General features: G+C 73.7%; 7 protein-coding genes and 1 tRNA gene. 4 read left to right on the forward strand and 4 right to left on the reverse strand.

The window, feature by feature from the left end:
• The first annotated feature begins 5 nt into the window (after positions 1 to 5).
• The 4 genes from BFF78_RS19390 (at position 6) to metK (ending at position 5,595) form a co-directional block, all read left to right on the forward strand.
• A complete protein-coding gene (locus BFF78_RS19390; RefSeq protein ID WP_069779525.1) occupies positions 6 to 443 on the forward strand; it encodes an SRPBCC family protein in 438 nt (145 codons plus the stop codon).
• A gap of 70 nt (positions 444 to 513) precedes the next feature.
• Complete coding sequence (locus tag BFF78_RS45500; RefSeq protein ID WP_107440874.1) at positions 514 to 3,468, forward strand: AMP-binding protein; 2,955 nt, start codon at positions 514 to 516, stop codon at positions 3,466 to 3,468.
• On the forward strand, positions 3,465 to 4,208 hold the full coding sequence (locus tag BFF78_RS19400; RefSeq protein ID WP_069779526.1) for an SDR family oxidoreductase: 744 nt from the start codon (positions 3,465 to 3,467) through the stop codon (positions 4,206 to 4,208). Before BFF78_RS45500 ends, BFF78_RS19400 begins: the two co-directional genes overlap by 4 nt.
• Before the next feature lie 160 nt (positions 4,209 to 4,368).
• The gene (metK, locus tag BFF78_RS19405) at positions 4,369 to 5,595 is read left to right on the forward strand and encodes a methionine adenosyltransferase (RefSeq protein WP_069779527.1); all 1,227 of its coding nucleotides are present in this window, start codon (positions 4,369 to 4,371) and stop codon (positions 5,593 to 5,595) included.
• Positions 5,596 to 5,653: 58 nt separating this feature from the next.
• On the opposite strand, the gene BFF78_RS19410 is transcribed toward metK, so the two are convergent.
• The 4 genes from BFF78_RS19410 to tmk form a co-directional block, all read right to left on the reverse strand.
• Positions 5,654 to 5,727 (reverse strand) — tRNA-Thr (locus BFF78_RS19410).
• 108 nt (positions 5,728 to 5,835) lie between these two features.
• On the reverse strand, positions 5,836 to 7,437 hold the full coding sequence (locus tag BFF78_RS19415) for an alpha/beta hydrolase (RefSeq protein WP_069779528.1): 1,602 nt from the start codon (positions 7,435 to 7,437) through the stop codon (positions 5,836 to 5,838).
• A 266-nt stretch (positions 7,438 to 7,703) separates the two neighbouring features.
• On the reverse strand, positions 7,704 to 8,909 hold the full coding sequence (locus tag BFF78_RS19420) for a DNA polymerase III subunit delta' (RefSeq protein ID WP_069779529.1): 1,206 nt from the start codon (positions 8,907 to 8,909) through the stop codon (positions 7,704 to 7,706).
• Between the two features lie 145 nt (positions 8,910 to 9,054).
• Entirely contained in the window at positions 9,055 to 12,381 is a 3,327-nt protein-coding gene (gene tmk / locus BFF78_RS19425; protein ID WP_069779530.1) for a dTMP kinase, read from the reverse strand.
• Positions 12,382 to 12,464 lie beyond the last annotated feature (83 nt).

Raw genomic sequence — 12,464 nt, forward strand, 5'->3', positions numbered from 1 at the left:
CCGACATGTCCGACCGCCAGCAGTTCACCGCCTCGGCCACGGTCACCGTGGACGCCAAGCTCCACGACATCTGGGCCCTGTGGGTCGACGTCAACAACTGGAAGGCCTGGGACGACGGCCTGGAGAGCAGCCAGTTGCACGGCAACTTCAAGGCCGGCAACACCTTCACCCTGCACCCGCACGGTGGCGAGCCGATCGAGGCCGTGATCAAGACCGTCACCCAGGGCGAGGAGTTCTCCGACGAGGTGACGGCGCCCTTCGGCGTCATCCGCACCTACCACCGGATGGAGCAGGTCGGCGCGCGGGCGAAGATCACCCACGAGGTGGTGGCGGAGGTCGAGCACGACGCCGTCGGCTTCTTCGGCAAGGAGATCTGGCCGGGCCTCCAGCGCGGGGTCGCCGAGTCGCTGCACAGCGCGGCGGACATCGTCGGCAACGACTGAGCCCTTCCCGCCGGCCCCGCGCCCAGGACCGGGCGCGGGGCCGTACCTCGCATCGCAGGAGCGTGTTGTCGTGAGTCACCCGCAGGACACCGGCGCCCACCCCGGCAAGCTGATCTCCATGTTGCTCCGCCCCGACGGGCGCCCGGACGGCGCGCCGGTCATCACCGGGGCGCACGGAAACCACACCCGGCAGCAGGCCGTGGCAGCGGTCGCGCGCTGTGCGGCGCGGCTGCGCGCGGCGGGCCTCGGTCCCGGCCACCGCGTCCTGGCCCTGCTCGACCACGACCCCGCCGGCATGTTCTTCCTGGCGGCGGCCGGCACGCTCGGCCTGCGCGTGCTGCTGCCCTACAACCTGGCGGCCGCCGCCGTCGCGGAGTGGCGCACCATCATCGACACCGCGCGCCCCGACGCCGTCGTCCACCTGAAGCGCGACACCGCCGCCGCGGACGAACTGCGGTCCGCCGGCGTGCCGTTGATACGGCTGCGGCCCGAGTCCGGCACCGGGTCACCGGCCGGGGGGCACAGCGACGACCCGCCGCTGCGCATCGAACACCCCGAGCCGGTCCGCAACTTCCTCGTGCTGTTCACCAGCGGCACCACGGGCGCCCCCAAGGCCATCAGCATCTCCGAGGAACTGGTCTGCCGCCGGGTGGCCAGTGTCTCGTCCCGGCTGCAATTCGACGCGGACTCCCGCGTCTTCATGTCCGGCCTGCTCAACAACACCACCGGAGTGATCTTCTCCTTCGGCGCGCTGCTGCACGGCGCCGTCCTGATCTTCCCCCGCGGTCGCGAACTCGCCGACTGGCCCGCCCAGGTGGCCGCGCACCGGGCCACCCACATCATGCTGCGCCCGATCGCCCTCGACCGCTTCGCCGCGGGCGCGGAAGGCTCCGGCGCGGACCTGTCCAGCCTGCGCGTCGTCGCGTACGGCGCCGCCGCCATGCCGCGCGCGCTGCTGGAGCGTTCGCGCCGGCTGATGCCCTGCGACTGGGTGCAGGGCTACGGGCTGAGCGAGACCTACGGCCCGTTCTGCTGGCTGGACGAGACCGGGCACCGGGAGGGCCGCTACCGGCGCCACACCTACAACGTGGGCCGGCCCGACGACACGCTGGAGGTCAGGCTCGGCCCGGTCACCGGCCACGCCGAGGGGGTCGGCGAGATCCTGCTGCGCGGCAGCGCCGTCATGGAGGGGTACTACGACGTGACGACGGACCGGGTGACCCCGCCCGGCACCTGGCTGCACACCGGAGACCTCGGCGCCTTCAGCCCCGACGGCGACCTGGTCCTCAAGGGCAGGGCGGACAGCTGCCTGATGAGCGCCAACGGGCACCGGATCTACCCCGAGGAGGTGGAGGCCGTCCTCGCCGAGGTGCCCGGCGTCGACGAGGCGGTGCTGGTCGGCATCCCCGCGCGGGACGAGCCCCTGACGCGACGTCCCACCGCGTGCCTGTCCGGGCCGCTCGCCCACAAACCCCTCGCGGAGATCCGCGACCTCGTGACCGGCGGGCTCGCCGCCGTACTCAGCCCCGAGAAGTGGCCCGACCTGCTGCACACCCGCCCGGCCCCCTTCCCCAAGAGCGCCAACGACAAGATCCGCAAACAGGAGGTCGTCCGCACGGTGACCCCCGACACGCTGATCCCACTGGTCCAGGAGGCCACGCACCCGGTGACCGCCGCCCCGGCGACCCCACCGGCCCAGGACGTCGTACGCCCCACGGCCCCGTCGGCCCCGTCGGCCCCGTCGGCCTCGTCGGCCCCGTCGGCCCCGTCGGCCTCGTCGGCCTCGTCGGCCTCGTCGGCCCAAGCGAACACCGCGCCCACCACGCCCACCACGCCCGCCCGCCCCCGCCCGCCCCGTGTGCCGCAGGAACTGTTCGCTGCCGCCGGGTACTTCCTGCCGCGGCTGCTGTTCCTCAACTCCCGTTACGCGCCGCAGGTCCACTGGGGCGACATCGCCCTGGCGCTGGACGGCTTTCCCGGGGAGGGGTTCGATCTCGGTTCGGCCGCGTTCTGGGACGAGTGGCGCCATCGCTGGCAGGCCCAGGCCGAGCGTCACGAGCGGCTCGCCGAGGCCGCCCGCACCCCGGCCTCGCGCTCGCGCGCGCTGCGCGGCGCCGCCGCCTGCTACCACTGGGCCGAGTTCATGTACTTCGACGACGCCGGGACCAAACGCGCCCTGCGCCGGCGGATCCGCGACCTCACCCGCGACAGCCTCACCGGCACCGACCTGCGGACCCGCCACGGCGAGCTGCCCTCCCCCGACGGCCCCGTCCCCTACACCCTGCTGCTGCCCCCGAGCCCGGCCGCCTCGCCCCTGCCGTGCGTGGTGCTCTCCAACGGTCTGGACTCGGTCACCGAGGTCGAACCGCTCTCCCTCGCCGAGGCGTACCTGGAGCGCGGGATCGCCGCCCTGCTCTTCGACGGGCCGGGCCAAGGGGTCAACGTCGGACAGACTCCGCTGCGCATCGACATGGAGCAGGTGGTGGCGCGCCTGGTGGACGAAGTGCTGCGGCCCGCCCCGGAGATCGACGGCGAGCGGCTGGCCTTCCTCGGCGTCAGCTTCGGCGGGTACCTCGCGCTGCGCGTCGCCCAGCAGCCCGGCTCCGCGTTCCGCTGCGTGGTCAACCTCTCGGGCGGGCCCCGGGTGGCGCCGTTCGCCGGACTGCCCCGCCGTCTCAAGGACGACTTCCGCTTCGCGCTCACCGGCGGGCTGGACCGGACGGCCGCCCCCGACGCCGGTCTCCAGGCCCGGCTGGACGAGCTGGCGCTCGACCCCGCCGTTCCGGCCGCCGTCCCGGTGCTGAGCGTGCACGGCGCGCTGGACGACATCTTCCCGTTGGCCGCCCTCACCGAGGTGGACACGGCCTGGAGCGGGAACCACCAACTCGTTGTGCACGAGCGGGAGGCACACGTGTGCCTCAACGTGATCGACGCCTGCACCCAGCAGGCGGCCGACTGGGTCGCGGACCGGCTGCTCGCCGCTGCCGCGACCGACAGCAGCAGGACGACCGAGAGGAACACATGAGCATCGAGCATCCGACCGGCAGCACCGCGCTGGTCACCGGCGGAGCCGGCGGCATCGGCTCCACCGTGGCCAGGACGCTCGCCGCGGGCGGCCACCGGGTCGTCGTGGCCTACCGCAGCGCCGCGGACGCCGCCAAGGAGCTGGTGGCGGAGATCGAGGCCGCGGGCGGCACCGCCGTGGCGCTGCGCGCCGATGTCACCGACGCCGACCAGGTCGCCGCGCTCTTCGCGGACGCCGTACGGCAGTTCGGCCAGGTGGATATCGTGGTCAACAACGCCGGGACGATGATCCCCCGGCCCCTCGCCGACCTGACCGACGACGTCTTCGACAAGGTCTTCGCCGTCAACGTGCGCGGTGCGCTCAACGTGCTGCGGGAGGCCGCGCGCCGGCTGGCCGACGGCGGCCGGGTGATCAACATCTCGTCCACCCAGGTCGCCGAGACGATCCCGGGTTCCGGTGCCTACGCGGCGAGCAAGGCCGCCCTGGAGGCCTTCGGCCGGGTCGCCGCCAAGGAACTCGGCCCGCGCGGCATCACGGTGAACTCGCTGCGGGTCGGGCCGACCGTCCCCGGCATGTTCAGCCAGGCTCCGCCGCAGCGCCAGGAGGCGATGGCCGCCGCCTCTCCGTTCCAGCGTCTCGGCACCCCGCAGGACATCGCCGATGTGATCTCCTTCCTCGCCGGCGACGGCGGTCGCTGGGTCACCGGCCAGGTCATCACCGTCGACGGCGGTGCCACCTGAGCCTCGCTCGACGGACCCGGGCGGCTCCTTCCGAGGGGCCGCCCGGGTCCCGGGATCACTGAACGGCAGCCGTGCACCCGCGGTGGCCGCCCCGAGTGGTCCGCCGTGCACGAGAACAAGCGCAGCCAGTACTGATCACCGAGCGAGAGGATCGCGATCCGTGTCACGCCGCCTGTTCACCTCGGAGTCCGTGACCGAGGGCCACCCCGACAAGATCGCTGACCAGATCAGCGACACCATCCTCGACGCGCTGCTGAAGGAGGACCCCACCTCACGCGTCGCGGTCGAGACGCTGATCACCACCGGCCTGGTGCACGTGGCCGGTGAGGTCACCACCAAGGCGTACGCGCCGATCGCCCAGCTCGTCCGGGACAAGATCCTGGAGATCGGCTACGACTCGTCGAAGAAGGGCTTCGACGGCACCTCCTGCGGCATCTCGGTGTCGATCGGCTCCCAGTCGCCGGACATCGCGCAGGGCGTGGACACGGCGTACGAAGCCCGGGTCGAGGGCGCCGCCGCGGACGCGGACGGGGACGAACTGGACCGGCAGGGCGCCGGCGACCAGGGCCTGATGTTCGGCTACGCCTGCGACGACACCCCGGAGCTGATGCCGCTGCCGATCACCCTGGCCCACCGGCTGTCCCGCCGCCTGACCGAGGTGCGCAAGAACGGGACCGTCCCCTACCTGCGCCCGGACGGCAAGACCCAGGTGACCATCGAGTACGACGGCGACCGGGCCGTCCGCCTGGACACGGTGGTCGTCTCCTCGCAGCACGCCTCCGACATCGACCTGGACTCGCTGCTGACCCCGGACATCCAGGAGTTCGTGGTGAAGCCGGAGCTCAGGCGGCTGGCCGAGGACGGCATCACCCTGGACACCGAGGGCTACCGCCTTCTCGTGAACCCGACCGGCCGCTTCGAGATCGGCGGCCCGATGGGTGACGCCGGCCTGACCGGCCGCAAGATCATCATCGACACCTACGGCGGCATGGCCCGCCACGGCGGCGGCGCCTTCTCCGGCAAGGACCCGTCCAAGGTGGACCGCTCCGCGGCCTACGCGATGCGCTGGGTGGCGAAGAACATCGTGGCGGCCGGGCTGGCCCGGCGCTGCGAGGTGCAGGTCGCGTACGCGATCGGCAAGGCCGAGCCGGTCGGCCTGTTCGTGGAGACCTTCGGCACCGAGACGGTCGACGTGCTCACCATCCAGGCGGCGGTCACCAAGGTCTTCGACCTCCGCCCGGCCGCGATCATCCGCGACCTGGACCTGCTGCGCCCGATCTACGCCCAGACCGCCGCGTACGGCCACTTCGGCCGCGAACTCCCGGACTTCGCCTGGGAACGCACCGACCGAGCGGACCAGCTCCGCAAGGCCACCGGAGCCGAGTAGACCCATCGCGCACGCAAAGAACCCCAGGTCGACTACTGCGACCTGGGGTTCTTGTCCGAGCCGCCTTCGGGATTCGAACCCGAGACCTACGCATTACGAGTGCGTTGCTCTGGCCATCTGAGCTAAGGCGGCGCGCCGTCCGCACTATGGTGCGATCGGCAACGTCGGTAAGTCTACACAGTTTCCAGGAGTGCTCCGACCACGCCCCGGAGGCCAGGACTCCGGGGCGGGCGGCGGCGGTTATGAGCAGCGCTTCTCCGCGGTCGGCGAGGTGCCGCGGAGCAGGTAGGTGTTGATCGTCGTGTCGATGCACCTGCTGCCACGGCCGTAGGCGGTGTGGCCGTCACCGACGTAGGTCAGGAGGCGGCCGGAGGAGAGCTGGCGGGCCAGGGACCGGGCCCAGCGGTAGGGGGTCGCCGGGTCCCGGGTGGTGCCGACCACCACGATCGGTGCCGCCCCCCTCGCCTCGATGCGGTGCGGCTCGCCCGTGGCCTTCACCGGCCAGTACGCGCAGTTCAGCGCGGCCCAGGCCAGGCCTTCGCCGAAGACCGGGGACGCCTTCTCGAAGGCGGGCAGCGCCTTCTGGACCTGCTCGGGGCCGGTGAAGGCCGGCGGCAGGTCCAGGCAGTTCACGGCGGCGTTGGCCATCATGAGGTTGGTGTAGTGGCCGCTTCCGTCACGTTCGTAGTAGCTGTCGGAGAGCGCGAGCAGGCCCGCGCCGTCGTTCTTCTTCATCGCCGAGGTCAGCGCCTCGCGCAGCTGCTCCCAGCTGCCCTGGTCGTACATCGCCGCGATGACCCCGGTCGTGGCCAGCGGCTCGCCCAGCTTGCGGCGGTCCGCGGCGCCCGCGGGGATCGGGTGCGCGTCCAGCTTCCGGAAGAACGCCTCGAGATGGTCGCCGACCTGCGCGGGGGTCGTGCCCTTGGTGCCGAGCGGGCAGTCGGAGTGCCGTACGCAGTCCTTCGCGAAGGCCTGGAACGCCGTCTCGAAGCCGGCCGTCTGGTCCAGGTTCATCTGCCGTGCGTTCAGGGAGGGGTCCATCGCGCCGTCCAGGACCATCCGGCCGACCCGGCCGGGGAACAGCCCGGCGTACGTCGCCCCGAGGAACGTGCCGTACGACGCCCCCACGTAGTTCAGTTTCGGATCACCCAGCGCCGCCCGCAGGATGTCCATGTCCCGGGCCGCCTCGACCGTGGAGACGTGCCGCAGCAGCCGCGCCGAGTGCGCCCCGCAGCTCTCCGCGAACTTCTTGTCCGCTGTGACCAGCGCGTTCCGCTCCTTCTGGTCGTCGGGCGTCAGGTCCGTCTGCGTGTATACGTCCATCTGGCGGCCGTCGAGGCATTCGACGGGCTCGCTGCGGGCCACGCCCCGTGGGTCCACCGCGACCATGTCGTAGCGGGCGCGGACATCGGCGGGGTAGCCGACACCCGCATAGCTCTCGAGGTAGCCGACCGCCGAGCCGCCCGGACCGCCCGGGTTGACCAGCAGCGAACCGAGCGGTTTGCCCTTGCCGGTCGCCTTCTTGCGGGCGACGGCGAGCCGGACGTCACCCGCGCCGGGGTTGGCGTAGTCCAGCGGGGCCTTCATCGTCGCGCACTGGAAGCCGGGCACACCGCAGCTGCGCCAGTGCAGCTTCTGTGCGTAGTAAGACGACAGGGCCGACGGCGTCGCACGCGGCAGCGCGGCCAGCACGGCATCCGTCGCACCGGCCGACGTGGTCGAGCTCCCGGAGGAGCAGGCGGACACGAGCAGGGCGGCGGCCGTGAGAAGAGTGGCCGTGAGGCGGGCCGTCGTCCGGGTGCGGGTGCTCCGGATCCGGCGGAGGGAGAGCCTGGTCTGCATCTGGCGAGCGTAACGCTGTGCGACGAGGTGAGAGCGGAGGGTGTGGATTATGGCTCGTACGGGGGACATATGTGGCTCCGAGGAGTGCCGGGGCGGCCAGGGGTAGCCAGGGGGACGGCCAGAGGAGGGACATCCGCGCCTCCGAGGAGAGATGGCGGGGGTGGCTGGGTGTTCCGGAGTGCCAGGGGCCTTCACGGGGCCGACCGGCGCCCGCCGCGTGACGTGGTCGGCCCGTCCCCGGCCGGTCCAGCGGCGCCGCGACGTGGTCAGCCCGCCCGCAGTGCCATCGTCATCGCCTCCACTGCCAGCAGCGGGGCCACGTTGCGGTCGAGGGCCTCGCGGCACGCGGCGATCGCCTCGATGCGGCGGAGCGTGGACTCCGGGACGCTGCCGCGCGCCAGCCGCTCCAGGGCGTCCTCGGCGTCGGCGTTGGCGATCGCCACGCGGGAGCCGAGCTGGAGGGCGAGGACGTCGCGGTAGAAGGCGGTGAGGTCGCCGAGGGCGACGTCGAGGCTGTCGCGCTGCGTGCGGGTTCTGCGGCGCTTCTGCATGTCCTCCAGGTCCTTCATCACGCCCGCCGTGCCGCGCGGCAGCCGGCCGCCCTGGGCCGCGCCCAGCGCCGCCTTCATCTCCTCGGACTCCTTGCCGTCCATCTCCTCGGCGAGTTGCTTGGCGTCCTCGGCGGCGGCGTCGACCAGTTGCTGGGCGGCCTTGAGGCAGGCGCCGACCTCGTCGAGGCGCAGCGGCAGCTTGAGCACGGCGGCGCGGCGCTCGCGGGCCGCGGGGTCGGTGGCCAGGCGGCGGGCCCGGTCGACATGTCCCTGGGTGGCGCGGGCCGCCGCCGCCGCGACCTCGGGTTCGATGCCGTCGCGCCGGACGAGCATGTCGGCGACCGCGTCCACGGAGGGTGTGCGCAGGTTCAGGTGGCGGCAGCGGGAGCGGATCGTGGGCAGGACGTCCTCGACGGAGGGGGCGCACAGCAGCCAGACCGTGCGGGGGGCGGGCTCCTCGACGGCCTTGAGGACGGCGTTCGCCGACTTCTCGTTCAGCCGCTCGGCATCTTCGACCAGGATGATCTGCCAGCGGCCGTTCGCCGGGGAGGTGAACGACTTGCGGACCGTATCCCGCATGTCCCTCACCAGGATCTCGGAGCCGACGGCGGCGACCGTGGTGACGTCCGCGTGGGTGCCGAGCAGGGCGGTGTGGCAGCCGTCGCAGAAGCCGCAGCCGGGGGTTCCGCCGAGTGCGCGGTCGGGGCTCACGCACTGCAGGGCGGCGGCGAAGGCCCTGGCCGTCTGGTTCCGGCCCGCTCCGGGCGGGCCCGTGAACAGCCAGGCGTGCGTCATCTTCGAGGCCTCGGGCAGCGGCTCGTCGGCCGCGACGGCCGTGACGAGGGCGTCGGCGTCCCGCGCGGCCGCGTCGAGCACCGCGCTCACCTTCTCCTGCCCGACGAGGTCGTCCCATACGGTCATGGGTCACGCCGCCCTTCCGTCACACTCCGCGTTCCTTGCCTCCATTGTGCGGGCGGGCACTGACAACGCGGGGCGGCGCCGGTCGCTGCTCCGACCGGCGCCGCCCTGTGCCTGTGCCTGTGCCTGTGCCCGCCAGGGCCGGTCGTCAGCCGCGCCGGCCCCGGCCGCGGCCCCTGCGGCCTTGTTCCTGGTCGTGGTCGCCGTCGTCCCGCTCGTCGTACGAGCCCAGCAGCTCGTCCGTCAGCGACGGCAGGTCGTCCAGCGGGGTCTCCTCGGCCCAGTCGGGCCGCGGCCGGCGGCGAGGCGTGCCGTCGTCGCCGATCTGGGGCATCTCGCGCGTACGGTCCTCGGAGCCGTCGGGGCCCGCGGCGGGCCGCTCGTCCCGGAAGAAGCCGGGCGGCACCCGGTCCGAGGGGTCGTCACCCCGTACGGGCGGCAGTACGGCCGTCTCGTCGGCCGCCCCCGGAACCTGCGGCAGCACCGCCGTCTCATCGGCCGCCCCCGGAACCGGCGGAAGCACCGCCGTCTCGTCCGCCGCACCCGGAACCACCGGCGGCTGCGGCAGCTCGGCGGTCACCTCGGTGTCGGAGCCCGACTCGGCCGGCCGTGCCGCACGGTCGTCCCGCGCAGGCGCCGCCTCCCCGGCGTCCCCGGCCTCGTCACGGGCGTCACGTGCGTCCCGGTCGTCGCGCACGGGACGCAGTACGGTCGTCTCGTCCGAGCCCGGCGGGACGGCCGGCGTCGGGACCGTCTCCTCGGTGCCGCGCGCGTCCGGCGACACCACCGGGGTGGGAACCGTCGCCGCGTCCGGTGCCAGGCCCGGTGCGGGCAGGGGCGTGCTGGACCGGCGGGCCGCCGTGTCGGCCGCCGCCGCTGCCTGGGCCGCCTGCCGACGGGCCTCCTCGGCGCGCAGCAGCGCTTCCTCGGCCTTGCGCTGCTTCTCCAGGCGCCGCGCTTCCTCTTCCGCGCGCAGCCGGGCCTCCTCCTCGGCCTGCTTGCGGCGCCGCTCCTCCTCGGCCCTGCGGCGGGCCTCCTCCTCGGCGCGCGCCTTCTCCTCGGCGAGGAGGCGCTGGCGCTCCTCCTCCGCGCGGCGGGCCGCTTCCGCCGCCCGCTGCCGGGCCTCCTCGGCCTGCCGTTCGGCCTCGCGGCGCTGCGCCTCCTCCAGCTCGCGGCGCTTGCGCTCCTCCTCCTCGGCACGCAGCCGGGCCAGCTCCTCCTGGCGCTCGCGCTCCAGGCGCTCTTCCTCGGCCTTGCGCGCGGCCTCTTCCTCGGCCTTGCGGCGGGCCTCCTCCTCGGCCTTCCTCCGCGCCTCCTCCTGGGCCTTGATCTCGGCCTCGGACAGGGGCAGCACGGTGTCGAGCCGGTGCCGGATCACCGTGGTGACGGCCTCGGGTTCCTGGCCGGCGTCCACGACCAGATAGCGCCCGGGGTCGGCGGCGGCCAGCGTGAGGAAACCGGACCGCACGCGCGCGTGGAACTCCGCCGGCTCCGACTCCAGCCGGTCCGGCGCCTCGGTGAACCGCTCGCGGGCGGTCTCCGGGGAGACGTCCAGCAGGACGGTCAGATGCGGGACCAGGCCGTTGGTCGCCCAGCGGTTGATGCGGGCGATCTCGGTCGGGGACAGATCGCGGCCGGCGCCCTGGTAGGCGACGGACGAGTCGATGTAGCGGTCGGAGACGACCACCGCGCCGCGCTCCAGGGCGGGGCGTACGACGGTGTCGACGTGCTCGGCCCGGTCGGCGGCGTACAGCAGCGCCTCCGCACGGTGGGACAGGCCCGCCGAGGACACGTCCAGCAGGATCGAGCGCAGCCGCTTGCCGACCGGGGTGGCCCCGGGCTCGCGGGTGAGCACGACCTCGTGGCCCTTGGCGCGGATCCACTCGGCGAGGGCCTCGGCCTGGGTGGACTTGCCGGCGCCGTCGCCGCCCTCCAGGGCGATGAAGAAGCCGTTCGTCGCCGGTGTCTCGACCGGGTCGTCGCCGCCGAGCAGCGCGTCCTTAAGGTCCTGGCGCAGCGGGATGCCGGAGCGGTCGTCGACCTTGGCGAGCACCAGGGCCGCCACCGGCAGCAGCAGGGCGCCGACCAGCATCAGCGTGAAGGAGGCACCGCCGTGCGCGAAGACGAACCTGCCGTTCTCCATCCGGTGCCGGCCGATGAGCCCGGCGACCACGGGCGCGATCAGGGCGCCGAGCGCTATGAAGACCCGGACGACCGCGTGCAGGTGCTCGGTGACGCGGGCCCGGCGGTAGTCCTCGGTCTCCTGGTCGAGCAGGGCGTGCCCGGTGTTCGCGGCCACGCCCGCGGTGACGCCGGCGACCGTGACGATCAGCAGCACCGTGGTCACGTCCGGGACCAGCCCGGCGGCCAGCAGGGCGATGCCGGTGAAGGCGATCGCCAGGGCGAGCAGCCGGCGGCGCGAGAGCGAGGGCAGCAGCGCGGGGGCCGTACGGATGCCGACGGCGACGCCGCCGGTCAGGCCCAGCACCAGCAGGCCGTACAGGACCGGGCCGCCGCCCAGGTCGGTGGCGTGCAGCACGCACACCGAGACCGCCGCGGCGATGGCTCCGGCGACCGCGGAGCAGGCCGGGACCAGCAGCGGGATCGCGCCCGTACGGCCCTTGTCGACGCCGGTGCCGGTGCGCGGCCGGCGCAGGCCCTCCAGCGGCGACCGCGCGCGCGGGGTGCGCACCTCGGGCAGCTCCAGGAAGGTCAGCACGGACAGGGAGGCGGCGAACAGGCCGGCCGCCACATACGCCCCGAGGGCCGCGTGGTGCTGGTCGAACCAGGCCACGCCGGTGCCCAGCAGGTTGTTGAGCAGACCGGCGACGACCAGCGCGGCGGCCGCCAGCGGGACGGCCAGGAAGCTGGTGCGCAGCGAGAGGCGGCGCAGCGCGTCCATGTGGTCCGGCAGCGGCCGTACGGTGGCGCCCTCCGGGGGCGGGCCGGGCAGCAGGGCCGGGGCGGCGCTCTGCCGGCACACCGTCCACAGGCGCTCGGCGACGCCGGTGACGAAGGCGGTGACCAGCAGGACGGCCAGCGCGTTGTCCGGCGTCCAGTCGATCCACAGGGGGGCGACGATCAGCAGCGCGGCGCGCACGCCGTCGGCGCCGACCATGGTCCAGCGGCGGTCGAGCGGGCCCTCCTGGGCCGTGAGCGAGGTCAGCGGACCGAGGAGGACCGCGCCGAACAGCAGCGCGGCAAGCACGCGCGCAGCGAAGACCGTCGCCACTGCGAACGCCACGCCCCGGTATCCGCCCCCGAACGAGCCCTGGGTGATCGCCGCCTGAAGGGCGAGGACGACCAGGACGAGGAGGGCGAGGGTGTCGCCGACGCCGCTCACGAGCTGCGCGCTCCACAGGCGCCGCAGTTGCGGTCGGCGCAGCAGGGAACGGACGGCGCGCTCGCGGGAGTCCGCGACCAGGGCTTCGTCCGGTGCGGTGGTGGGGGCCGTTGGCTGCTCGGCTCGCGTCATGCGTTCAGCCTATCGGCAGCCACCGACACCACACCCCGCCGCTCCTGGCATGCGCACGCCCCGACACCAAAGTGATGCCGGGG

This window comes from Streptomyces fodineus (assembly GCF_001735805.1).
In the GTDB taxonomy this organism is placed as follows: Bacteria; Actinomycetota; Actinomycetes; order Streptomycetales; family Streptomycetaceae; genus Streptomyces; species Streptomyces fodineus.

Coding starts and splice junctions, on each gene's coding strand:
- BFF78_RS19390 (WP_069779525.1), top strand. CDS start 6: ATGTCCGACCGCCAGCAGTTCACCGCCTCGGCCACGGTCACCGTGGAC.
- BFF78_RS19400 (WP_069779526.1), top strand. CDS start 3,465: ATGAGCATCGAGCATCCGACCGGCAGCACCGCGCTGGTCACCGGCGGA.
- BFF78_RS19415 (WP_069779528.1), bottom strand. CDS start 7,437: ATGCAGACCAGGCTCTCCCTCCGCCGGATCCGGAGCACCCGCACCCGG.
- BFF78_RS19420 (WP_069779529.1), bottom strand. CDS start 8,909: ATGACCGTATGGGACGACCTCGTCGGGCAGGAGAAGGTGAGCGCGGTG.
- tmk (WP_069779530.1), bottom strand. CDS start 12,381: ATGACGCGAGCCGAGCAGCCAACGGCCCCCACCACCGCACCGGACGAA.